This is a genomic window from Dyella sp. (assembly GCF_051954575.1).
GTDB lineage: Bacteria > Pseudomonadota > Gammaproteobacteria > Xanthomonadales > Rhodanobacteraceae > Dyella_B.
On record NZ_JBQCHP010000060.1, the window covers coordinates 1 to 26393 of the forward strand.

General features: G+C 63.4%; 9 protein-coding genes. All 9 read right to left on the reverse strand.

The window, feature by feature from the left end; translation table 11 throughout:
• On the reverse strand, positions 1-8732 hold an 8732-nt coding region (locus tag ACTHNE_RS08100; protein WP_440268979.1), incomplete at its 3' end, for an ESPR-type extended signal peptide-containing protein.
• A gap of 204 nt (positions 8733-8936) precedes the next feature.
• A complete protein-coding gene (locus tag ACTHNE_RS08105) occupies positions 8937-9113 on the reverse strand; it encodes a hypothetical protein (RefSeq protein ID WP_440268980.1) in 177 nt (58 codons plus the stop codon).
• A 558-nt stretch (positions 9114-9671) separates the two neighbouring features.
• Positions 9672-10766 (reverse strand): hypothetical protein, encoded by a 1095-nt coding sequence (locus tag ACTHNE_RS08110; RefSeq protein WP_440268981.1) that lies wholly within the window; start codon positions 10764-10766, stop codon positions 9672-9674.
• Between the two features lie 14 nt (positions 10767-10780).
• On the reverse strand, positions 10781-19507 hold the full coding sequence (locus ACTHNE_RS08115; protein WP_440268982.1) for a filamentous hemagglutinin N-terminal domain-containing protein: 8727 nt from the start codon (positions 19505-19507) through the stop codon (positions 10781-10783).
• 11 nt (positions 19508-19518) lie between these two features.
• Positions 19519-21516 (reverse strand): ShlB/FhaC/HecB family hemolysin secretion/activation protein, encoded by a 1998-nt coding sequence (locus tag ACTHNE_RS08120; RefSeq protein ID WP_440268983.1) that lies wholly within the window; start codon positions 21514-21516, stop codon positions 19519-19521.
• 364 nt (positions 21517-21880) lie between these two features.
• Positions 21881-22114 (reverse strand): hypothetical protein, encoded by a 234-nt coding sequence (locus ACTHNE_RS08125; RefSeq protein WP_440268984.1) that lies wholly within the window; start codon positions 22112-22114, stop codon positions 21881-21883.
• Positions 22111-22347, reverse strand: coding sequence for a hypothetical protein (locus ACTHNE_RS08130; protein ID WP_440268985.1), 237 nt, complete (start codon positions 22345-22347; stop codon positions 22111-22113). The genes ACTHNE_RS08125 and ACTHNE_RS08130 overlap by 4 nt, the downstream gene beginning before the upstream one ends.
• Positions 22337-22660 (reverse strand): hypothetical protein, encoded by a 324-nt coding sequence (locus ACTHNE_RS08135; RefSeq protein ID WP_440268986.1) that lies wholly within the window; start codon positions 22658-22660, stop codon positions 22337-22339. Before ACTHNE_RS08135 ends, ACTHNE_RS08130 begins: the two co-directional genes overlap by 11 nt.
• Positions 22657-26277 carry a protein kinase domain-containing protein gene (locus tag ACTHNE_RS08140; RefSeq protein ID WP_440268987.1) on the reverse strand — a complete coding sequence of 1207 codons (3621 nt, stop codon included), beginning with the start codon at positions 26275-26277 and terminating at the stop codon, positions 22657-22659. Before ACTHNE_RS08140 ends, ACTHNE_RS08135 begins: the two co-directional genes overlap by 4 nt.
• Positions 26278-26393 lie beyond the last annotated feature (116 nt).

Sequence of the window (26393 nt, forward strand, 5' to 3'; positions counted from 1 at the left end):
GCCAGCTTGAAGATGTAGCGCCCGCTTTCGGTGATGGTGGACAAGCCCACCGCCACGCCGGCTTCGCCATGGAAGGAACCGAAGCCCACACCGAAACTGCTCAGGTTAGGCTGATACGCCTGGCCCAGGCTGGACATCGCAATGCCTGCGGCAACACCGGCATTGGCACGGTTGGATATCGCGTTGAGCTGGTGATTGACGCCTGCCAGTTTCTGGTCGGTGTAGTTCTGCGCCCAGTTCTCCGCCGTTTGCACGCCTTGGTTCACCTGGCCCACGGTCGCCGCATCGGTGGTGGCGGTGCCGGCCTGCACGTTGTGGATCTGCGCCGGCGTGCCGGCCTGGCCCACGGTGACGCTGGTGTAATTCACCGTGCCGTCCGCATTCTTGTCGTACTGCACGGAGCCGGCCTGCGACTGCTGCAATTGCGCGACGTTCACCGCATCGGTCGACGCCGTACCTGCGGCCACATTGGTGATCTGCCGCTGATCGGTGGACGAGCCCACCGACACCACGTTCGAGCGGCCACCGTCAGTGGAACCCGCACCCAACGCCACCGAGTTGTTGCCGCTCGATGAGGCGCCATCGCCGATCGCCGTGCTGTCCGTACCCGACGCGGTCGCCGAAGGACCTTCCGCTACGGAATTGGTACCGGTGGCGGAAGCCGCGGTGCCGCTGGAATTGGCCGAGAAATACTTGCTGCCACCATTGTTGATATTGCTGACAGTAGTGTTGAGGTTGGCGATGGCATTGGTGTTGGCGTTCACCTGCTGATTGGTCGCATACAGCTCCGAACCATTGATCGCATCGGTGCTGGTGCTGCTCACCTGCCCTGCCGCCACATTGGTGATGGTGCGTTCGTTGCCCGCACTGCCCACGCTCACCGTGCTGGTGGGATTCGTTCCAGCCACGGCATACGTGTTGCCGCCCACCGTGACGCTGCTGGTGCCCTGCACGGTCGAGGTGGTGGAACCGGCGCCCAAGGCAACGTCACCTGCATTGGCGCCCGCCGTTGCACCGTTGCCGATGGATACCGCGTTGGTGGTGCTTGCCGTGGATACCGGACCGATCGCCACGCTGTTCGTGCCGATGGGCTGCGAATCGGCCAGGCTCGAATTGGCGTGGAAATACTTGATGCCCGCGCCATCCACCGCGCCACCAATCTGGTTCAGCACGCTTTGCACCGAGTTATAGGTGTTGCCGCCGTAGTTGAGGTTGGTGGTGATGGCGCCCGTGGTCGGGTCATACGTGGTGTTGCCACCCAGCGACGAAGCCACCGTGTTGCCGAGGTTGGTGACGGTGTTGCCTAGCGTGGTGGTGGCGGTACCGAGTGCGGTCACTGCCTGGTTGGTGGCGTCCAACTGCGAACCGTTGATGGCATCCGTGCTGGTGGAACTGATGCGTCCCGCCGCCACATTGGTGATGGTGCGCTCCGTACCCACACCACCCACGCTGACCGTGCTCAGCGGGTTGGTGCCGGCGAAGGCGTAGGTCACGCCATTGATGGTGGTGTTGGCCGTTTTCACCACCGTGGCGGTCGTCGAGTTTGCGCCCAGCGCTACGTCGCCTGCCTGCGCATTGGCATTCGAGCCTGAGCCGAGCGCCACGTCGGTGGGATTGACGGTGGAACTGCCTGCGCCGATCGAGATCGCTTGAATGCCACTCGCCACCGAGTTGGTGCCCAGCGCAATCGAGTCCTGCAGATTGGTGGTCGCGTTCTCGCCGATCGCCACGCCGCCCGGCGCGTTCTGCTGCACCAGGGCGCCGTTGCCCATCGCCACGCCGTTGTCGCCGTTGGTCACCGTGTTCGGGCCAACGGCAATGGCGTTGTTGCCCACGGCCAGCGAGTCCGGATCGGTGGAGTTGGCGTGGAAGTAGCGGGTGGTCGTGGTCGCGAACGAACTCAATGCACCGGTCAACTGCCGCACCGTCACCGCATCGTTCGTTGCGGTACCGTCGGCCACGTTGGTGATCTGGCGATAGGTGGTGGCACTGCCGACCGACACCGCACCGACCAAGGTGTGGTCCGTGGTGTTGTACGGAATGATCGTGCCGCCGATGGTGCCGCTGGCCGGTGCAAGCGCACGATCGGAAACAGAACCCGACCCCAACGCCACGCTATCGGTAATCGTCGCCTGCGTGTTGTAACCGAGTGCGCTGGCATTGGCCGCAGTGGCCGAAGCCGCCACGCCCGCCGCCATCGAGTTCACACCCGTCGCACCGTTGTTGTTGTAGTTGGCCTGCTGCGTGCCGCCGTCGTTGACGCCGTAGTAATGCGTCAATCCGGCGTTCACTGTCGTGTTGAGCGTATCGATCGCCTGGTTCGTCGCGTACAACTGCGAACCATTGATCGCATCCGTGCTGTTGCCGTTGATCTGGCCCGCCGCCACGTTGGTGATGGTGCGCTGGTTGGTCGCGCTGCCCACGCTCACCGTGCTGGTGGGCGCGCCGCCGGCAAAGTTGTAGGTGGTGCCGGCGATGACGGTGCTCGGCGTCTGCACCACGGCCGCGGTGACAGAACCGGCACCCAGCGCCACGTCGCCTGCTTGTGTGCCCGCCGTGGCCCCTGCACCCAACGCGATTGCATTGGTTTGATTGGCCGTTGCCGTATCACCGAATGCAAGCGTGCTGGCGGCCGTAGCGCTTGATGCATTGCCGAGCGCCACCGAGCCCTGACCCGTCGCGGTATTGCCGTTACCCAGCGCAACCGCACCTTGGCCATTCACGGTTTCGTTCGCACCCACACCGACAGCGCCATTGCCGCTGACCGAATTCGGATCGCCGATAGCAACTGCACCGTTACCGTTGACGGTCTGCTGATTGCCCAGCGCCACCGCACCGGTACCGCCCAGCACCTGCGATTGATAACCGCCGGCGATGGAACCCGTACCGGACGCCGCCGCCACCATGTTGCTGTCGCCGATCGCCACCGTCGATGCGGCCAACGCCTGCGAGTTGTAACCAATGGCCGTTGCATTCGTCGCCGTGGCCGAAGCCTTGACGCCAGCGGCGAGCGAATCCGTACCCGTCGCACCGTTGTTGGTGTAGTTGGTCTGCTGCGTGCCGCCATCGTTGACGCTGTAGTAATGCGTCAATCCGGCGTTCACTGTCGTGTTGAGCGTATCGATCGCCTGGTTCGTCGCGTACAGCTGCGAACCGTTGATCGCATCCGTGCTGCTGCCGCTGATCTGACCGGCCGCCACGTTGGTGATGGTGCGCTGATTGGTGGAACTGCCCACGCTCACCGTGCTGGTGGGCGCGCCACCGGCAAAGGTGTAGGTGGTGCCGGCAATGCTCGTGCTCGGCGTCTGCACCACAGCCGATGTCACCGAACCGGAACCCAACGCCACGTCACCGGCATTGCTGCCTGCGGTGGCGCCATTGCCGATCGATACCGCGTTGGCCGTCGTCGCATTGGATACCGGCCCGATCGCCACGCTATCCGTACCCGTCGCCTGCGAATCGGCCAGCGTGGAATTGGCATGGAAGTACTTGATGCCGCCGCCATCCACCGCACTGCCGATCTGGTTCAGCACGTTCTGCACGGAGTTGTACGTGTTGCCGCCGTAACTCAGGTTGGTGGTCACCGCACCAGTGCTGCTGTTGTACGTACTGCCACCACCCAGCGACGAAGCCACGCTGTTGCCCAGGTTCGTCACCTGCCCGCCCAGCGTGGTGATGGCGCTGTTGGCGGCGAACAACTGCGAACCGTTGACCGCGTCCGTACTGCTTCCGCTGATCTGGCCCGCTGCCACGTTCGTAATCGTGCGCGGACTGCCCGAAGCACCCACGCTCACCGTGCTGTTCGCATTGGTGCCGGCGAAGTTGTAGGTGGTGTTATTGATGGTGGTGCTTGGCGTATTCACCACGGCGGATGTGGCGGAACCGGAACCGAGCGCCACGTCGCCTACGTTCGTACCCGCCGTCGCGCCATTACCGATGGCCACGGCGGAACTGATGCTGGACTTGCTGCCATTGCCCAGCGCCACGCTGTTCGCGCTGCTGGCGTTGGCGTTGTTGCCGACAGCCGTGGCACTTATGCCCGCCGCGGAAGCACTCACGCCTGCGGCAAGTGCATTGCCACCGGTGGCGCCGCCGTTGTTGTAGTTGGTGTCCGTGCCGGTGGATGTGCTGTTGACGCTGTAGTCGTGCGTTTGCGCCGCCGTGATGTTCGATTGCAGCGTGTTCGCCACGCTGTAAAGCTCCGAACCGTTGATCGCATCCGTACTGTTCTGCGCGATGCGACCCGCCGCCACGTTGGTAATGGTGCGCTCCGCGCCGCCAGCACCCACGCTTACCGTGCTGTTGGGGTTGGCGCCGGCGAAGCCGCCGTACGTCACGCTGCCCACGGTCGCGCTGCTGGTCTTCACCACCGTCGATGTCGAGGAACCCGAACCCAACGCCACGTCGCCTGCTTGCGCGCTCGCCGTGGCGCCCGCACCCAGCGCAATCGCATTGGTCTGGTTTGCCGTGGCCGTATCGCCAAACGCAAGCGCGCTGGCAGCTGTGGCAGTGGAGTTGATACCCAGCGCCACGGCGCCTTGCCCAGTCGCGTTGTTGGTATTGCCGATCGCCACGGCGCCATCGCCGTTGGCCGTGTCGTTCATGCCCGTGGCCACGGCGCCGTTGCCGGTGGCGGTATTGGGATCGCCAATCGCCACCGCGCCGTTGCCGTTCGCCGTCTGGCTTTCACCGATCGCCACCGCGCCGGTCCCGCCAAGCACCTGCGAGTTGTGGCCGCCAGCGAACGAACCGGTACCCGCCGCAGCAGCCACCGTATTGGTGTCGCCGATCGCCACGGTGGATGCGGCAAGCGCCTGCGAAAAGCCGCCGACCGCCGTCGATGTCGTAGCCGTGGCATTCGCATGATTGCCTAGCGCTACGCTGTTGGTGCCGGTCGCTTGCGCGAGGTAACCCACCACCATGCTCGCGCTTCCGCTCGCCACCGTGTTGTAGCCCATGGCGATGCTGGCGTTCCCGGCCGCGTTAGCGCCCGCCCCCACCGCTACGGCCCGGCCGTTGATGCCCCCCTGCGCGAGTGCGCCGTAGCCCAAGGCGGTGCTCAGGTTGCCTGATGCATTCGCCAAGTTGCCAACCGCTACGGATTGATTGCCCTTCGCAGCCGTTGAATAACCAATGGCCATGGCGCTGGTACCTGTCGCGCCGGCATTGTTGTAATTGGTGTCGGTGGCTGGATTGGGGTTGTTGACGCTGAAATCATGCACTTGATCCGCCAACGCCACCGCATACAGCTGCGAACCGTTGATCGCATCCGTGCTGGCCGAACTGACCTGACCCGCCGCCACATTGGTGATGGTGCGCGGGCTGGTCGCGCTGCCCACGCTGACCGTGGACAGCGGCGACGTACCGGCAAATCCGGAATACGTCACGCCGTTGATCGTCGCGCTGCTGGTCTTGACCACCGTCGACGTCGTGGAACCGGAACCCAGCGCCACATCGCCCGCTTGCGCACTGGCCGTAGCGCCCGCGCCCAAGGCAATCGCATTGCTCTGGCTTGCCGTGGCGGTATCGCCAAACGCAAGCGCGCTGGCAGCGGTTGCATTGGAGTTGATACCCAGCGCAACGGCGCCCTGCCCAGTGGCGTTGTTGGTATTGCCGATGGCGACGGCACCATTGCCGTTGGCGATGTCGTTCATGCCCGTGGCCACGGCGCCATTGCCGGTGGCTGTATTCGGATCACCGATCGCCACCGCGCCGTTGCCGCTAACCGTCTGGCTTTCGCCCAACGCCACGGCACCGGTGCCGCTGAGCACTTGCGAGTTATGGCCGCCGGCGATGGAGCCCGTACCCGTACCCGCAGCAATCGTATTGGCATTGCCGAATGCCACGGTGGAATCGGCCAAGGCATGCGACTGGAAACCGATCGCCGTGGACGATACGCCCGCTGCATTGGTGGATGGCCCCAAGGCGGTCGCGGTATCGGCCACGGCCCTCGCGCTTGGGCCTACCGCGGCGGAACCTGTGCCGGTGGCGGTGGAAAACACACCTACCGCCAACGAATTCTGGCCCGCCGAATTGGACTGAGTGCCAACAGCCGTAGCGCCGCTCGGACCCGAAGCCACGGCCGAAAGACCGATCGCGATCGACTTGCCGCCCGTGACGCTGGCGTTATTGCCCACCGCCACGCTCTGCGGACCGCTCGCCGATGCCGCGACACCTGCGGCCAGCGACGCCGAACCCGTTGCGCCAGTGTTGTTGTAGTTGGCCTGCTGCACACCACCGTCGTTGTTGCTGAAGTAGTGGATCGCGCCGCTGGAAATCGCCGACGACAATGCCTGGTTCGTGGCATACAGCTCCGAACCATTGATCGCATCCGTGCTGTTCGCGCTGATCTGTCCCGCCGCCACGTTGGTGATGGTGCGCTGGTTGGTCGCGCTACCCACGCTCACCGTGCTGGTGGGATTGGTACCGGCGAAGGTGTATGCCGTGCCGCCGAGCGTGATGCCTGTGGTCTTCACCACCGTCGACGTAGCGGAGCCGGAACCCAGCGCCACGTCGCCCGCCTGGATGGTCGCGGCAGCGCCGTTGCCCAAGGCCAATGCGTTCGTCGTCGTCGCGTTGCCCGATGCGCCGATCGCGATCGCGCCCGATTGGCTCGCGGTGGAAGCACCACCCAAGGCAATCGCATCGGCAGCGGTCGCCTTGGAAGCTGCCGTTGCATTGCCACCGATCGCAATCGAACCGGCACCGGTCGACTGCACCGTATCGCCGATGGCGATGGAACGGATGGCGGATGCGTTTGCGCTGGTACCGATCGCCACCGCCGCGTGATCGCCCGTTTGCGCCGCATGGCCCAAGGCCACCGACAATTCGCCCGCCGCATTGGCGTTGTAGCCGACGGCCGTGGCTTGTCCATTGACGCCGGCAGCCGTCGCGCCTTGGCCGATGGCGGTATCGCCATTCACGGTGGCGGAAGCGGAACCGCCTATGGCCGTGGTGTTGGTCGCCGTGGCATTGGACTGCGAACCGAGCGCAACGGCATTGACTTGCGACGCGGTCGCCGTATCGCCGAAGGCCAGCGCACCTGCTGCTGTTGCATTGGACGCATTACCCAGCGCCACCGCGCCCTGCCCCGTGGCGTTGTTGTTGTTGCCGATGGCGACAGCGCCATTACCGTTGGCGGTGTCATTCGCACCGGTCGCTACCGCACCGTTGCCGGTGGCGCTATTGGGATCACCGATCGCCACCGCACCGTTGCCGTTCGCCGTCTGCTGCTGGCCGATCGCCACCGCGCCGGTGCCGCCGAGCACTTTGGATTGATAGCCGCCGGCAAACGAACCAGTGCCCGCCGTGCTCGCTACCGAGCTGCTGTCGCCGATCACCACCGTGGAAGCCGCTTGCGCGCTGGCGCTGCGGCCGATGGCGATGGCTTGCGCAGCATTCGCGATGGCAAGCACGCCGACGGCGACCGTGTTTGCCTGGGTGCCGTTGGCCTGATTGCCCACCGCCACCGCATTGGCGCCTGCCGCATTGGAGCTGTTGCCCAATGCCGTGGCCGAAGTGCCCGCACTCAATGCACCTGATCCGAGCGCGACCGAGCTGGTGCCGCTCGCCGTGGTCTGGTTGCCGAGCGCAATGGAGTAGGCGCCTGTTGCGTTGGCCACCACGCCCATGGCTGTTGTGTTCGCTTGGCTGGCGTAGGCACCGAGCCCAACTGCCACCGTGTTATTCGCTGCGGCATTAGCGTTGTTGCCCACCGCCACAGCTGAAACACCTTGGGCATTGGCACCCGATCCAGCAGCGACCGATCCCACGCCATTGGCCGTAACCTGGTTGCCCAGAGCAAGCGCAAAATTAGCTGTTGCATTGGCCGTGGGGCCTACTGCAACGGCATTCGTCGCCGATGCAATGCTGGATTTGCCAACAGCGATGGCACTAGCGGCGTTGGCAACGGAACCCCAGCCTCCGGCGAATGCATAGTTACCGCTGGAGTTCGAGCTGACACCGACTGCCGTCGAGTTCCCTCCCGCAGCAACCGCGTAGGTACCCAAGGCGGTGGCGCCGGCCGCGTTTGCAATGGAGGTGACGCCCAGCGCGATCGAATTGATGTTATTGGAAATCGTACCTTGACCAATCGCGATCGCACCGCCGGTGCCTGAGGCAGCCGCGTTCAAACCAATGGCTATCCCGTACTGTGTTGATGCGGCTGCCGAATGACCAATTGCAACCGCGTCGCCTACCGTTGCTTGCGCCAAGGCACCGACAGTAACCGCAAAGTTGGCGTTGGAGACGGAATCCACGCCCATCGCGATGGACCCGGAGCCACTGGAAGTGACATCCGTACCGACGGCAATTGCCGATTCCGCCAACGCACCGGTACCTGGAGCGGCGCGCGCACCTACGTAAAGGGCGTTGGTACCCGAGGCAATGGCTCCATAGCCGAGTGCCGTGGCGTTTATTCCATTACTGTCGGCGTTATAACCCAGAGCAGTGCCACCGGCGGCAAAGACTTTGGACGTGTAACCCACGCAGGTAGCGCTGCCGCTGTATAAGTTGTAGGGCGCGTTGGTACAGTCGATTGTTTGCGCATCGGCCCATCCGCTCCAACCGGTGGCCATAAGCACAACCAGAATGCTTGCCCAGAGCCGGCGCTGCGCAGGCTGCGCACTCACGCCTTGCCCCGTTGCCCCGCCGTGATGGCACGAAGCCAACTCCGACGCCACCACCAACTGCTTCAACGAAGCATTCCATACCTTGCTATAGATCCTGTTCATAGCGGTCTCCGAAATCCGTCTTCCACGGACATTGGGAAAATCAAATACATCGCTGCGGCGCGTCGCGCCGCGCATCGAAAAAAGGGATCCCCGGCAGGCAAAGGATCCTGAGGCGTCATCTCGGGGGGTGGAGTCGATCGTCTGCCGCCCGCGTCAATTCGCGGACACATGCCTTCCTGGCACGCGGGAAAACGGGAAAAAGATTCAGTAACGGATGAAGCCGAACGCGCCCAGGCGATTGGGCGGAGCGCCTGGCAAGGCGTTCTTCAAAGCGCGGAACGAACCGCTGACGCCATGGCCGTTCCGATACGCCGCGCCTGCTGCAAGCACGCGTGTGGCGTGAAACCCGTAACTGTTTGCGAAGCTGTAACCGTAATGCATGACCGCCCCCGAGATTGCGCATGCATGGCCGCACCCTGCGGCCATGTCGAAACCTGCGCACTCATTGAAGCGGATGGGAACGGAAATCGATGCACAAAATCGGCAAGACCACTACCCGTTTTCGGCAATTATCGTACTTATTTGGCAATTGGACGGTCGTCTTGCCTATTCCTTCGGCAAGACGCAGCCGTTTCACAAATCAAAAACAGGATGCACATGGCTTCGCCGAAAGCCCATGTAGGTTGGGGTGACAACCCCAACATTGCCATGCATGCACAGGTCGCAGGTGTTGGAGTTTTGCACCCTGATATATCCCCACGCTTTTGCTTAGCGCTTCTTTCTCTGCAAAAACGAAAACGTTCATGCTGGAGGGCCGCCAAAAAAGTCCAAAAGTCATTCCGGCGAAGGCCGGAATGACGGTGAGGCGATATGAGCGATTGCGCACAGAAATGGTTAGTCCGCTGATTTCGCTCAACATATCAGGTGAAAAACGTGGGGATATTTCAGGGCTTGCACCCCAACCTACAAAACCGTTGCGGTGCACGCACGCATCGGGATTCAATACACGCCTTTGCAGACGTTGCTGGCCGAACGCACGAACACCGTGCGCGTCGACGGACTCCAACTCAAGGTAAACCCAGCGGGAAGGCCCATCGTGATATCGGCGGTGGCGCTTTGCTCGACCGGGCCTACCGATGCGCTATTGCCGTCGCCGAAGGCGACCTTGGCGCTGATGGCGTAGCGCGATGGATCCGGGCACATCGCGGCGTCCACCTGGCGCGATGCCGTGCCGCCATACGCGGTGATGTCCGGCAGGCTGCCGGAGATGGGCATGCGTTGGCCGTTGCTGCAGGTGGCGGTCAGTTCGTAGTTCACCGAGACGCGCATGGGCTGCGTCACCTGCAGCACCGCCAAGGCTTCCGGCTGCGCGGAGCAGCCCATCAGGAACGACTTGTGCTTGGTCACCACGTGCAACACGTAAGTGCCGGATGTATTGCCTATCCCGTTGGGCAGTTTCAGCTCGATCCGCGTCGGCAAGCTGCCGGTGATCACCGGCTGGGCATCGACCAGCTTGCCATGCTCGTCGGTGAGGGTGACTTGCGGATCGGCGCATTGCGGATCGGCAAGATTGGTGCCGGCCAGCGCCAGCGCAATCGGCATGCTGCCGGGATGAAGCGCGAACAGCGGACGGTGATCGATGGTTTCCACGCTGCTGACCACCGGCGTAGCCTTTGACGAGCCCGATGCGGTGGCGAGGCGGTCGATGGTGATGACCAGGCCATCAGCCATCGCTTTCGCATCGCTGCCCGGGCAGCCGGGTTGCGCATCGAGATAGGCGCGCGTGCGCTGCACGGCGGCATCCGCGCGCCATACCGCGACACGCGAGCCTTCATCGATGATGTCGACCGGCTGGCTGATCTTGTTGCCGAGCGATTTGCGCAACGCATCGGCCATCGTGCCCAGGCGTGTGCTGGCCGCGGTGAGACGATCGTCGTGCAGGTTGTTCGCGCGTTCGGCCAGCTCCTGCCGTACGGTATCGAGCCGGCCGATCACTGCCTCGCCGGTCAGGCGCGGTGCGATCTGCGCCTGCACGTGACCGGCCGCAAGCGCGCCACAACATCCCAGCAAAACCAGCCAACCTGCGCTGCGCATCCGCCCTCCCCCGTTTATTCGTCCGAACAATCCACGCCGCCGCCCGTCTGGCAACTCTGCTGATCCGGCGGCAACAGGATGCCGGAAGGCACGATGCCGAACGAGCGATAGTTTGCCGTGATCACGCTGGCGTCGATGTACGAATCCAGGTGATTGTTGACGTTCTGCGCGCGGCTGGAGAACAGCGAGGTCGGCACGTTCACGCTGTCGCCGATGATCGACAGGATATTGCCGTTGCGATCCACCGCGTAGAAATACGCCGGCGGGTCGCCGACCAGCGTCACGTATTGCGTGCCCACGCCGGTCACGTAGATCGGATTGGCCTGCGTGCCGATCGCCCCGCTCGCCGACCACGAACCGGTGCCGTCGTAGCTCCAGGTGTGGTCGGCCTGATACAGGTTGCCATGCGTCACCGCGATCGACAGTGGCGATGTACCGGCATTGACCACGTAGCTGCTGCCGTTCAACGAACTCAAGGTCAGCGATTGATCGTCCACGAAACTGAAACCGGACAGCGAACGGAAATCGCCCAGCGTGCCGACTTTGTTCGCACCGGTGAGCGTGGTGACGCCGCCGGCGTTGCCGCTCAGCGTGGCCGCGGTGATCGAGCCGCCTTTACCTTCGCCGAGGGCGCCCGCGGCATTCAAGCTGGTCGCGGTGCCGCTGACGGCGCTGTTGATGTCGATGCCGCCAGTGGTGGTGATCAATGCGAGAGTGCTGCCGCCACTGACTGCGCCATTCACTGCCAGCGCCTGTGCATCGGTCAGGCTGAAGCCGTTCGCGGTGAACGGTCCCAATGATCCGATTTGATTGGCGCCATTGAGCGTGGTGGCGCCAATGGAACTGCCTGTGAGCGTGCCGGCCTGGATACCGTTGCTGCCTTCGCTGATCGATCCGGCCGAGTTGAGCGCCACCGTAGTGCCGATCACCGTACCGTTGATGGTGATGCCGCCGCTGGTGGTGGTCAGCGCAGTGCTGCTGTTGCCGTTCACCGATCCGTTCACCGTCAACGCTTGCCCATCGTTCAAGCTGAAGCCGTTGGCGCTGAAGTTGCCGAGTGCGCCCAACTGGTTGCCGCCGTTGAGCGTGGCAGCGCCGGCCGCACCGCCGCTGAGTGTGCTCGCGGTGATGCTGCCGCCGTTTTCGGTGATGGCGCCGGCCGCGTTCAACGTGGTGGTGGTACCAAGCAGCTCACCCTTGATGGTGAGGCCGCCATTGCTCACGGTGATCGCCGTGCTGGTGCCGCCGTTCACCGTGCCGTTGATCGTCAACGCCGGGCCATCCAGCAAGGCGAAATGCGATGCACCGAAATTACCCAGCGCACCGATCTGGTTGGCCGAGCCGCTCAAGTTGGCCGCGCCGCCGGCGCCACCGGAAAGCGTGCTGGCGATGATGCCGCCGCCGCGGCCCTGGTTGATATTGCCGGCCGCGTTCAACGCGGTGCTGGTGCCGCTCACCAAGCCGTTGAGGGTGAGATCGCCGCTGGTCACGGTGAGCGTCGCGCTGCCATTGCCGGTGATCGGGCCGCTTACGGTGAGGCTTTGCCCGTTGCTCAGGCTGAAGCCGTTCGCGCTGAACGTGCCCAGCGTGCCGATGGTGTTGGTGCCGTTGAGCGCCGTAGCACCCGCCGACGAACCGGTCAGCGTGCCGGCGCTCAGGCCGCCGGCGCTGGTGATCGCACCGTTGGCGCTGGTCATGGTCAGCGAGCCGCTGGCGGTGATGCTATTGATGGACGTGATGCCGTTATGGCCGGTCAGCGAGATGTTGCCGCCGCTGATGGCGCCGCCGGTCGACAGCGTGCCGCCGTTGGACGCCAGCGCAATATCGCCGCTGCCCGCGCTGATGCCATAAGCCGTCAACGTGCCGCCTGCGGTCAGCGTAACGCTGCCGTTGGCGTTGTCGGTCAGCGACGCGACGGTGAGATCGCCCGCATCGTTCAACGCCACGCCACCGCCAGTCGCCGTGACCGCACCGGTGAACGTATTGCCGCTATCGGTCAGCGAGATCGCCCCGTTGCCAGCGTTGAGCGCAGTCGTGCCTGCCACCGACAACGCACCGGTCTGGTTGATCGCGCCACCATTGCTGGTCGCCACCAGATTGCCGCCAACCGTACCGCTGCCGAGATTCAAATTGCCGTTGCTGGTGGCCGTCAAGTCGCCGGTGTTCAATGCGCCAAGGTTTAGTGCCGAAGCATCGGAGATCTGCGTGGCGCTACCGGTCAAGTTGACTGCGCCGCCGAACGCATTGCCCGCGTTGGTGAGCGTGATCGCGCCGGTGCCTGCGTTGAGCGTGCTATTGCCGCTAACGGATAACGCACCGCCCTGGCCGATCGCACCGCCGCCGCTGGTGGCCGACAGGTCCCCGCTGACCGAGCCGCTGCCGAGGTTCAGATCGCCCTGGCTGCTTACGGTCAGCGAACCGGTATGCACTGCACCCAGTGTCAACGCCGAGCCCTGGCTGATTTGCGTGGTGCCGCCGGTCAATGCGACAGTGCCAGCGAAGTGGTTGCCGCCGTTGGTCAGCGTGATCGCATTGCCGCCGGCGTTGAAGACGCTGCTGCCGGTGACCGTGAAGGCGCCAGCCTGTGCAATGGCGCCACCGGTCGTACTGATCGCGAGGTTGCCGCCATTGTTGATCGTCAGCGCATTGCCAGCGAAGGTATTGCTGGTGCTGGTCAGGCCGTTTAGCGTTGCCTCACCGCCGAACGTGACGTTGCCGCCGGTGTCGAGCGCAAGCACATGTGCGCCATCGACGGTGGATGCAAAGTCGATGTTGCCATTGCCCGTGCTGCGCAGCGTTGCATCCGCGCCCAGCGTCACGGCGTTGTTATAGATCTGTCCGCCGCCGGTGGTTTCGTTGCCGTTGATGGTGATGCCATTGCCGGCCGTGATGGTCAGCGTGCCTCCCACTGTGGTGGCCGGCAAGCTCAAGCCCGCATTGGGGTAGATCAGCGTGAGGTTACCGCTGATGCTCGCCGGCAACGTCAAGCCGCTGCTCGAGGTGGCGTAGGCGTTCGCGAACGAAAGATTGTTGATGGCTGCACCCGCAAAATTCACCGTGCTCTTGAATTGGTTGCCGGTGTTGTCGAGCGCCACATCCTTTCCGCTGCCGTTCTGCGTGATGCTGGCCGCGCCATTGACCGTGAGCGCGCCACTCTGGCTGATCGGGCCGGCACCGGCTGCCGTAAGCGTGCCGTTGACCGTACCGGTACCGAGGTTCAGGCCTGCACTGCTGATGGCGGTCAAGGCGCCGGTGCTGAGCGTACCGAGCGTGAGCTGCGCTGCGCCGTTGGTGATCTGCGTCGTGCCACCGGTCAGCGTTACCGCGTTGGCGAAATTGTTGGCGCTGGTCAGCGCGATGGTGTTGCTTCCGGCGTTGATGTTGCTGGTGCCGGTGACCGCCAGCGGGCCCGACTGGACGATGGCGCCGCCATTGCTGTTTGCGCTCAGCACGCCGTTGACGGTACCGGCGCCCAGATTCAGCGCACCGTGGCTGACGACGGTCAGCGCTCCAGTGTTGAGGGTACCCAAGCTCAGCGCCGAGCCCTGGCTGATCGCCGTAGTACCGCCGGTCAGCGACACGGCGCCGGTAAAGTTGTTACCGGGATCGGTCAGGGTGATCGCCTGGCTGCCAGCATTGAAGCTGCTGGTACCGGTGACGGTAAAGCCGCCGGTCTGCGTGATCGCGCCGCCCGTGGTGGTTACCGACAGATTGCCGCTGCCGATGGACAAGGCATTGCCACTGAACGTGCTGCTGGTGCTGTTGAGGCCGGTAAGCGTGGCGTCGCCGCCGAACGTAACGGCACCCCCGGTATGGAGCGTGAGCGTATAGCCGCCGTTTACGGTCGAGGCGAAATCGATCGCGCCGTTGTTGGTGCTGACCAGCGTAGCGTCGGCGCCCAGTTGCACGGCACTGTGATACGTCTGGCCGCCACCGGTGGTTTCGGTGCCGCCGATGGCGATGTATCCGCTCGTGTCGGTATCGGTGACATCGAGCGTACCGCCCACCGACGTGGCTGGCAGCGTCAGCGTCGCGGCGTACTCGCTCAAAGTAAGGTTGCCCGCCACGCTGGCCGGCAAGCTCAGGGCGCCGGGCGAGGTATAGGCATTGGCGAAGGTTAGGTTGTTGATCTGCGCGCCGGCAAAGCCAACCGTGCTTTGGAATTGATTGGCGCTGTTGCCGAGCAGGATGTCCGCGTTGCCGTTCTGCGTGAAGCTGGCCGCGCCCGTTACGGTCAAGGCGCCATCTTGCGTCATTGCGCCATTGCTGGTCGCCGTCAGCGTGCCGGTGACAGTGCCACTACCGAGATCGAGCGCGCCACCGCTGCTTGCCGTGAGAGCGCCGGTATTGAGTACGCCCAGCATCAACGGCGATGCACCGTTAACGATCTGGGTTACGCCGCCGGTCAACGCCACCGCCTGGCCGAACGCATTGCCGGTATCGGTCAGCGTGATGGCATTGCTGCCCGCGTCGAACGTGCTGGTACCGGTCACGGCCAGCGCGCCGCTTTGTGAAATGCCGCTCAGGCTGGTTGCGCTCAGGTTGCCGCCAACCTGGATCGCCGGCAACGTCAGTGCCGCCGCGGTGTAATCGAGCGTGAGGTCGCCGGTGATGCCGGCCGGCAAGGTCAGCGCGCCTGGCGTGGCGTCCGTATTGGTCAGCGACAGGGCGTGTACCCGAGCACTCGGGCCGCCCGCTGCGAAGGTGACGGTGCTCTTGAAATCGTTGCCTGCGTTGTCGAGAACAATGTCCTGCGTGCTGCCAGCCGTGGCGCTGGTTTGGGTGAAGCTGGCCGCACCCATTACGGCCAGTGCGCCGCTTTGGCTGATCGCGCCGTTGTTGCTGACCGTAAGCGTGCCGTTGATGGAGCCGGTGCCCAGGTTCAACGCGCTGCCGCTGGCGATCTGCGTGTTGCCGCCGATGAGATCCACCGCACCGGTGAAGCTATTGCTGGTGCTACCGAGCGTCAACGCACCGGTACCTGCGTTGAAAGTTGCCGTGCCGGCGCCTGGCGCTTGCGTGATGCTGCCGCTTGCCTGGGTGATGCCTATACCAGAAAGATTGAGCGCGCCGCTTCCCACGCTGATATTGCCAAGCAGCAACGGATTGCCGTTGTTGCTGAGCGTGACATTGTTCGCACCGCTGTTGCTGAGGAATACGTTGCCTGCGAAATTGTTGCCCGGGTCATTCAGGGTAATGGCATTGCCGCCGGCGTTGAAATTGCTGATGCCGCCGCCGGTTACGGTGAAGGCGCCAGCCTGCGCAATGGTGCCGCCGGTGGTCGTTACCGATAAGCCGCCCGAACCAACGGTGAGCGCACCCGCGCTGAACGTTTTGCTCTGCGTGGTCAGCGCTGCCAAGGCGCCGTTGGACCCTGCGCCCACCGCACCGCCGAAGCTCACCAGGCCGCTCAGTGCGTCGACCGTCAGGCTTTGCTGCGTTGTGGCGTTGTCGACCGTGCTGCCGAACGCGACATTTGCGCCAGTACTGTCGAGCGTGATGTTGTTGCCCAGGGTGACCGCGCCGGTATAGGTCTGCGTACCGCTGGTCGTGACATTCGCGGCCAGCGCGCTGCTTCCGCTGACCGAAAGCGTACCCAGACCCGTGGCAGCCCCATCGAGCGCCGCATTGCCGGTAACCGTCAGGTTGTGGCTGCCGCCCGCGAGCGCGTTTTGCAAGGTTACGGTGCTGCCTTTGAGCGTGGTGTTGCCGCCCAACGTCACCGCACCTGCATAGGTTTGCGTGCCGTTGGTGGTGATGCTTCCACTGAGCGCGCTGGTGCCACTCACAGCCAGCGACGCCAGGCTGCTGCTGGTTCCGGCCAGGTTTGCATTGCCGGTAATGGTCAGGCTGTTGGGTGTACCCGAGCTCCCAGTAATACCTTTCGATGCGGTCACCGTCGCACCGGTCAATTGCGCGACGCCGCTGCCGAGCTGCACGATGCCGGCATAGCTCTGCGTTCCGGTGGTGGTGACATCGCCATCGAGCACCACCTTGCCCGTTCCGGTGCTGCTCAACGAACTCAACTGGAGCGTATTGCCCACCAGTTGATTGAAGGTAGTCGTATTGGCGCCTGCGTTCACGGTCAATGCGTGCGACGAACCGGCGCTGTCCACGGTGCTGCCAAAGGTGATGCCGCCGCCGGGGCTGGCCAACGTCGTATCGCCGTTCAATGTCACGGCGCCCGAATAAGTCTGCGTACCGGCAGTAGTAGTGATGCTTCCGCTTAGCGCACTGGTACCACTCACCGATAGCGACTGAACGCTGCTCGTTCCCGCCAGCGACGCGTTACCGGTAATGGTGAGGCTGTCGCCGCTGCCTCCATCGGTTACGCCAACCGGCAGGCTGATGCTGCTTCCCGTCAACGTGACGCTACTGGCCCCCAGCGTTGCGCCGCCGGTGTAGGTTTGCGTGCCACTGGTTGTCACGTCGGCGTCGAGTGCGGTAGTACCGCTAACCGACAATGCCCCGAGACTGCTGGAGCTACCTTCAAACGTCGCGTTGCCGACAATCGCCAGAGTGTCGCCGCTACCTGTCACGCCGCCAGTGAAGTCTACGTTCGTACCGGTCAGGGTAATGGTGCTTGCACCCAGCGTCACGGTGTTGTTGTAGGTTTGCGTCCCTGAGGTCGTAACGTTGTTGTCGAGGGTGATGCCACCAAGAAAGCCACCCCCAGAAACGCTCAATGCGCCGCTTCCCATCGATACGGTGCCGAGCGTCAAGCCGTTGGTGCCGTTGTCGATGGTGACGTTGTTCGCCCCACTGTTGTTCAGATTGACGGTGCCGGAAAAATTGTTGCTGGTATTGGCCAGGCTGATGACGCCATTGCCTGCATTGAAGCTAGCGTTCCCGGCAGTGATGCTGCCGCCGCCGGTGGTTTGCGTGACGCCCGTTGCATCGACCGTCAGCGTACCCGCGCCGAGATTGATCGTTCCGTTATGCGTGTTATGGCCCACCAACAGCGAGCCGCCGGCATGGGTGGCATCGCCGGTTTCGATATCCAGGTTGCCGCCGGTGGTGCTGACGGTGGCGCTGGAAGCATTGCCGATGATCACCTGGCAGGTGGAACAGGCCGCATTGCTGATGTAACTCGTTCCCTGCGCCGCGCCGCCGTAGTTCGCCCACAAATTGACATTCAGCGCATCGAGGCCATCGCTATGAATGCTGGCATTGAGGAAGATGCTGCCAACCGCCTGCAGGTATAGCGAGCCGGCACCGCTGGCGGTAATCGAGTTGTTGACGGTGATGTTGCCGGTATCCGTGCCGTTGGCAGCGGTATTGGTGAATACGAATACGTTGGTGCCACCGGTCAATGCAGAGCTGATATTGCCGGGGCTGATGGTGGAGGTACTGCTGGCCGTGAACGGATTGCTGAAGGCCGTACCACCGCTCTGGATGGTGACGTCATAGGGATCGAGCAGCCACGTACCGGCCGCCCCCTTCGGAGCAGAGGCATCCACTTGCCCCAATACGTTCAATCCTTGGTGCGCGGACGTTTCGACCTTGCCGCCATCGCCTCCCAGCACACCGCCACGCGCGCTGATGCTGCCGTAGAAATTGTTGCCCTGGTTGCCCCATACCACGACCGAGCCGCCATTGCCGGTTTTGGTGGCATCGGCATCGAGCGCGGCGGAAGATCCAACATAGGTTACAGCTGCAGTCTGCAGCCCCTCCCCCCCCTGATAACCGCCACCCACGCGAATACTGCCGCCACCCTGCGTGCCGGACGCATTGATATTGCCGGTGACGCCGACGTTCTGGTCCGACAGCACCTGCACACTGCCGCCTTCGGTGCCGGATACATCGATCGTGCCGCTGGTAACCGTATTGCCACCGCTGGCGATCAACTGCACCTTGCCGCCGCGGGTGGTGATACCGCCGGCTTCGACCACGCCGGTGTTGTTGACGAGGTTGGTGAACAGATCTTTCGCCGCCGACGCCTGCAGCACCACGGTGCCGCTGTCCGCCTGCAGTTTGCCTTTGTTGGTGACGGCCGCTTCGTCGGCGTTGAGGCGCTTCTGCAGTGCGCCGGTCACCTGCACATTGATCAGCCCATCGCCATCGAAATCGAGCACTGCGCGATCGGCGCCGTCGAGGTTGATGTGGCCGTAGTTGGCGAGGATCACGCCGTCGTTTTCAACGTGTCCGCCGACCAGGCTGACCGAGCCGCCGCTGGCCGCTTCGATGGTGCCGTGGTTGACGATGCCGGCGCTGCCGCCGTGGGCATCCAGGTTGAAATGGTTGGCGAGGAAGTCGCTGGGCGTCAGGTCCAGCGTACTGGCCACCAGGCCGCCCACGTTCATTTGCGAACCGGCGCCAAAGATGAAGCCGTGCGTGTTGATCAGGAAGATCTGGCCGTTGGCGTTGACGTGGCCGAAGATCTGGCTCGGGTTCTGGTCGAGAATGCGGTTAAGCGCCACCGAGGTGAACGATGGCTGCTTGAACAGCACCGATGCGTTCGCGCCGACGTTGAAGCTCTGCCAGTTCAACGCCAGCATCTGCGATTTCTGCACGATGGTGGTGTTGGCGCCGCTCTGCGAAATGGCGCCGCTGCCGCCGACGATCGTGCCGCCGGTGGGCGTGGCATTTGCCGCCACCGCTCCGCCTGCCCATGCTTCGCCGCCGCAGGCGAACAGGCCGAGCAGGGAGAACAGGCTCGCCGGCAGCAGTTTGCACCGCAAGTCGTTCAATCCATTGGAGTGACGTGACACGTGCTGCGGTTTGCCAGTATTCGTGTTCATGATTGTCTCCCTCAAAACGTCAAGCCCATACGTCCGTATACGTGGTATCCGTGCCGATCCGATGCCTGCTGGCTACCCAGCGGAATCGCACCGTCCAGATGGAATTCGAAATGGTGGAACTGCGGTATGCGGAAAATGAAACCGGCGCCCCAACCGCTGAAGCTGATCGGCGGCGTGTTGTTGTGCAGGTCCGCGCCGGCGGCAAAACCGCGCGCATAGTCGAAGAAGGTTTCCACTTCCAGCAGTTCGCGCCATGGCCTGGCGAAGAACGGCGAGGTGACGTTGCCGAAGCCCGGCGCGTCCACGTGGTATTCCACCGAGGTGTAATAGCCGCGATCCATCAAGCCGTCGGCAATCGGATAGGCGCGCACGCTGTCCGGGCCGCCGATCACGAACTGCTCCATCGGCACCAGCGCATCCGGCGTCCATTGGCCGTTGAACTTGAAGTACAAGCGCTGCGCCTGCGTCAGGAACTGCAGGCGCGTGTAGCCGATCTTCGCCACGGTGAAATCGTGTGCGTGATTGGGGCTGACCAGATCCGGTTCGTGCGATTGGTCGGAGAGCGACTTGCGCACGCTCACCTGCAACAGGTCCACGCCGTGGAAGCGGCGGTCGGTGTGGTTCATCGCATAGGCGAGTTCGAGCAGGTTGAACTTCTCGTTAGACAGCTGCAGCCCTTGCGTGCTCAGCTTGGATTGTTCCCGAATGCCATGCAGCGATGCCTGCATCTTCATGTCGTCGGTGTTGAGGAATTTCCAATCGCTGCCGGCGTAGTACTGCGTGGTCGGTCCACGCACCTTCAGTGCCGCAAAGCCATCGGAATTGATCTGCAATTCGCTGCGCGAGCCGCCCACCGTGACGTTCATGCCCGGTACCACCACCAGCGGCGCGGTGTAGTTGAGCGAACCGTAGGCGTTCTGGTTCGGATCGAGCGCGTAGTTGGCATTGGCCGATAGCGAATCGCCGATGCCCAGGGGGCTGTTCCAGGTCATGCCGGCTTGTGCGCGATAGCGTCCGGTAAGCGGCGTGCCGTAGTTGTCCGCGCCGGTGGTGAAGGTGAACGGAATACGCGCCTCGCGCGCCACCATGATCAGGTCGGTATCGCCGGTTTGCCGGCCAGGCTGGAAGGTGGACGCCACCGTTACGCCCGGCAGGTCGCGCACATACAGCAAGGCCGAATCCACTGTGCTCTTCTGCAGCGGCTCGCCTTTCAATTGCTGCGCGGGCGCAGCGATCACGCTGGCGTAATAGCGCTTATTGCCCTTGACGATGATACGACCGACGCGGCCTTCCAGAATCTGGATCTGGATTTTCTGGTCGGTGCCGATCGTCTGTGCCGGCAGGAACGCATTGGCCACGATGAAGCCGGCCTGGCGGTAGCGCTCCGTGATCTTGTCGGCCACGCCCTGCATTTGCGCAAAGGTGAGTTGCGCCGGCTGATCGGCGCTGCCGCCGAGCTTCTTGTACTCCGCATCGGCCATACCTTGGATGCTGTCGAAGGTGATGCCGGAATCGGGATGATCGCCCACCCCGTCCACGCGGAAACCGCGCACGGCGATGCGCTGCGCGGCAGCACTGCCTTCGCGTTCTTTCACCGGCGGCACCACGCCGCTTTCGCTGGGCGCGGATGCCAGTGCGGCGCTGCCCGATGCAGAAGCCGCGGGCACCGCGCTGGCGGCGGCTTCGGCATTGCTGCTTGCCGCGTTCGCGCCTGCACCAAAACTGTAGGTGGCGAACTGGTCCGCCAGATAGGCATGCGCCTGCGGGTAGCCCGCCTTGTTCAACGCCGCCGTGATGCGCTCGGCCAATGCCTGCAACTGCGCATGATCGAGCGCGGTCGCGTGGCCGGCCGCGGCCATCGCCTTTTGATATTCACCGTCGACGATTTTCTGGATATCCGGCGACGATGCCGGTACCCCGCTTACCAGGATGTTTTGCGGCGCCGCTGGAGCGCCACCTTGCGCCCATGCCCTGCCGCCACTCAATGCCAAAGCCAATGCTGCTGCCATGCATGCAATCCGCACGATACGTATCCTCTGAATCGAAACGCGGTGGTGTATATGGATCGCGAGAACGCTGACGCGCTCCCTTCGATCAACTTTGTGGTTTTAAAAACGGAACCCCTGCTGCGGTACGCACGCCGTACTTCGGTGCGTCCGTTTGTCCCCTGTCCGCCGGCCAGCCTGGCGCGGCGTGAACCTGCCTATGATGCCTCCATTCGATAGTGCGTTCCAAGTTGCATTTTTCGTTTTCTCAGCGTTTTGGCGGCATTACTTTTGCTTTGCGCGACGGTTTTTGTAGGTTGGGGTGCAAACCCCAACGCCGCCATGCCTGCGAGCTCACGATGTTGGGGTTTGCACCCCAACCTACGCATTAGAGGGGCGTACGTGAGAAGTTGGTGACACCCGCTCCAAATACAGGAACAGCGGCCTCTTTGACCTTATTGGCCAACAGTCGTAGTGCAATAAGGTCGTTGCCGTAGTCGGCGACTTCATCTTCGTCCTTCGACGTTTCACAGATATGGGCCCACTTGGAGTCCAGTTCTGCGAGGGCCTCGAGGATGAGTTGTGCCTCGCCGGCAACCAGCGATAGTTCGATCTGTCTCACGCTATCTTTCCTTCTTTCTTGAATACGCGAGCCGCCTTGAGAGCAAGCTCCTCGAGCAGCCCTTTGTACTTGTCGATAGGCATGTTTTGAACAGGAGCGATACAAAAATTCAGCGTTTTTGCGGCATTACTTTTGCTTTGCGCGACGGTTTTTGTAGGTTGGGGTGCAAACCCCAACACCGCCATGATTGCGAGTTCGAGACGTTGGGTTTTGCACCCCAACCTACGCGCCATGTCGCAACACCACGTACAGAACCACTGCGCACAGCAATACGCCAACCACCGCCGCTACCATCCATTTCCGCGCGGCATGCCGCGGCGGAAACAAGCCGGGCAACACGTCGCCTTCCGGCACCGTCGCACGTTCATGCGAACCCGGCGCCGGCCGCACGATCGCATTGCGTGCGGTGACCACGTGGCTTTCCAATAATGCGCCCAGCAGATGACGGCGGCGCGACCGGTATTCCTCGCGGCTGATGCGGCCCAGGCGGTGCGCGTCGTCGAGTGCGTGCAGGCTTTGGTTGATATGGCGTTCGCGCTCGTTCATTTGAGCTCCCTCAGCACGCGGAAGCCCACGTCTTTTTGCGCAGCGCCGCTATCGTCGCGACGAGCGTTCACGTTGCAATCGGACCAGTAGCTGTTGAAGCTGCCGCCGCGTACCGCCACGCCGCCGCCGGCGGTGACCCATTCCCATACGTTACCCGTCATGTTCACCAAGCCCCATGGATTGGCTTCGCGCCCGCGTGCCGAGATGGGCGTGGCGGTGCTGTCGCCGCTGCCGGCCGTGGGTGGAATGCAATTGCTGTCGGACGCCTGCGACCAGCTTCCACCGGCCTTGGCAGCGTGCGTCCATTCCGCATCGCTGGGCAGTCGATAGACGTAACCGCCGCTGGCCGAGCTCAGCCACGCCGTATACGCCCTGGCCTGCGCCAGGCTGATGTTGCTGATCGGCAGGCTGCTGCCGTCCGGATCATCCACCGGCTTGGCCGAGCATTGCCCGGTAGCGCTGCAGAAGCGGTTGAATTCGCCCACCGTGATTTCCGCGCGCGACACCGCATACGGTTTGCCGCCGTTGACGCCGGGAACCACCACCAGCGAAGGGCCGCGGCGCTGGCCCAATGCATCGAAGCAGACCTTGCCCTTGCCGATTAGGTCCGGTTGGTTGCAGGGATCAGTGCTGGGGCCTGCCGGCGTAGCGGCGTTGGCTGCGGTCGTCGCGTTGTTGGTGGATACCGTGGTCTTGCCGTTTGTGCCGGTTTTTGTGGTGGCGCCGGAGGTCGGTTGTCCCGATGTCGCAACAGCGTTGGATTGTGTGGGCGTCGCTGGCGTCGGCGTGGCGGTCGCAACTTCGCTCGGCTGCATACTGTTGAGAAGATCGGCCAGCGTGCCTTGCAACTGGCCGCGTTGTTTCAGGTCGGCTTCCAGTTGCTTCAAGCCATCCGGATCGGCCTTGCGTGCATCGGCCAACTGTTTCTTCATCCGATCCAGATCCGCGGCGGCCACTGGCTTGCCGCGCGCGTTCATCACCGCCACAAGCAAGTCGTCGCGCTGCTTGGCGTTGCGCAGCTCGCTGCGGTTGCCCAGGGTCTTGATGCCCTTGGCCAGCAGATCCGATGCGAACTGGTAACGGCCACGCTGGATCGATGCATCCGCTTGCCGCAGATAGGCGCCAGCCAGCAATTGCGGCCCCTCCTCGCTCAGGAATGCATTGCCCGGCTGCAGCGTGCGGATGCGCGCCAGCGACTCTTCTGCCTTGCCGATATCGTTGGCGGCCGCAGCGCGCTTGAGCGATTCGATGCGCGCGGTCACTTCGGCCGCGGCGCTCTCCTGGTTGAGTTGCGCCTCCTGTTGTTGCTGCAACGTATCCAGGCGGCTGCGCTGCGCACGCAACGCGCTCGATTGCGGTGCGTATTGCAAACCGAGGTTGACCAGGTTGCTGGCCTGCTGCAGTTGCAGCGGATCGGTCTGCTTGCCGGCTTCGGCGGCGATGACGCTGGCGAGGTTGTCGACCAGCTTGCGCGTATCGGGCGAATTGTCGCTGTGCAGCGCACTCAGCGCGTTGCTGACGGATTGGTGCCATTCCGCGCTCATGGCCGGCGCCGCGATCAGGTTCGCCAGTGTCTTGCGCGCTTCCGGCAAATTCTGCGTGGGTGTAGCCGCGACCGCCTGCGTCGCGTTCATGCCGGCCAGTTGCGATTCGCGCAGCTTCAGGCGTTGCGAATCCGGAAACAGCCGCATGGCCAGCGCCAGATCGGCCCTGGCTTCGTCGATGCGGTTGGCGCTGACGGCATGGCCGATGGCGATGTCGTACTTCAGTTCCAGCTCGGCGTTTTTCAGCAAGGCGCTGTGCGGATCGATGGCGCGGATCTTGGCCAGCGTTTCCACCGCGTTTTCCGGCTGGTTCTCGAAGATCGCGCCGGCATCGATGCGCTGCGTGAGTTGCGTATCGAGCGTGTTGAGCAGCTCGTTCTTTTGCGTTTCGATCGCGCTGCGTTTGGCATCAAGCGTGGGCGAATAGAGCTTCAACTGATCACGCAACTGGAACACGTGCTGCGTGCCGGCGTAGTCGTAGCGGTTCTGCGCCGGGTTCCAGTAAGTGTCGATGCGGCTGAGCAGGTAACTCTGGATCGCATCGCCCTGGTCGAGCACGATGCGCTTGCGTTCGTCGTCGCTCAGGCCGTTCAGCGCCTGGGCGGCCTGGTCTTCGTTGCTGTAGTGATCGGGTGCATTGAGCAAGAAGCGGCCGACGATGTTCGCCACATGCTGGTTATGCATGTAATACGTCAGTCCCCAGCCGGCGCCGACCAGCAACACCAGCGCACCGCCGCCGTAAGCCAGTTGCGGGCCAACGCGCTCGCGCAGGCTCAGCTCGCGCAGGCCTTCCACCAGTTCCACCGCGTTTTTCAGGCGTTGCTCGCCATGAAACGCGACTGCATCGCACAACGCCTTGTATTGGCGCTTGGTGAGGCCCGGCACCGGCGGCGGCTTACGCCCTTCGCGCTGGGCCACTTCCGCGCTGACCTTGTCGAACGGATGCTTGCCGGTGAGCAGTTCGAACGCGACGCAGCCCAAGGCATAGATATCGTCGCTGGGCGTGGGCTCCTTGCCCTGGATCATTTCCAGGCTGGCATACGCCGGTGTGAGCGCGCCGAGCGTGCCGGCATCGAACAGGGTCTGTTCGCCGGACGCATCGGCGGCATGTTTACCCGCGCGGGCGATACCGAAATCGAATACCTTCGGCATGCCATCGCGCGTCACCATCACGTTGCCGGGCTTGAAGTCCGAGTGGACCACGCCGGCGCTGTGCGCGCGCTTGAGCGCCCAGGCCATGCCTTCGATCAACGGTCGCGCCTGCGTCAGCGGCATGCCGTTGAAGGCTTTTTCGCGGATAAGCGCCTTCAGGTCCTGGCCGTCGACGTATTCCATCGTCATGAAAACGATGGTGCCGTCCTTGTCGAAGTCGAACACGCGCACGATGTTGTCGTGAGCCAGCAACTGCGAGCGGCGTGCTTCGCGCTGCAACGCGATCAGCGAATCGGGATGGCGGCGGAATTCATCGTTCAGCACTTTTACCGCGACGTAGGGATCGCGGTCGCGCGCTTCCACCTTGCGCTCGTCGCGCGCCAGGAACACCACACCCATGCCGCCGCGGCCGACTTCCCGCTCCAGCAGGAAGCGCCCTTTGAGCAGCATGCCGACCGTGGCGTATTCGCTGCTTTCCACCTGCGCGATGCGCTGCCAGGTGTCGCGGTTGGAACTGGAGTTGCCGGTGCTTTGTTCGGTATGCGTGGGGCCGGTTGACGAAGGTCCCGACGCCGGCTTCACCACGGTGGCTTCGGCGTCGGTGGCGGCCGGTATCGCCGCGGGTTTTACCTGCGTGACTTCCGATTCGAACACCGGTTGTGCCGGCGTGGGCGGCTTGACCACGGTGGCGTCGTTGGATGGTGCGATGGCGGGCTTCTGCACTGCATGCAGCTTGGCGATCAGTGCGCGTGCGATGTCGGGCGAGAGCGTACCCTCTTCCAGCGTACGTTCGAGCAGCGCTACATCGGCAAGGTAATCCTCTTCCGTCTGCGGGCCGCGCTCGCCCAGCGCTTCGAACAGTTCCGGCAGCTTGCGGTGACGCGCGTTGAAGTCGTCGATGAGGTCGGCGAGCAGGGTCATAGGTTGCGATCAACCCTGCTTTGCGCGATGTGGCTTCCTCTCCCCTTCGGGGAGAGGGCTGGGGTGAGGGGCCAATCTTGCCGGAAGTTGGTTGCCCGCCAGATAGGAAAAGAGCC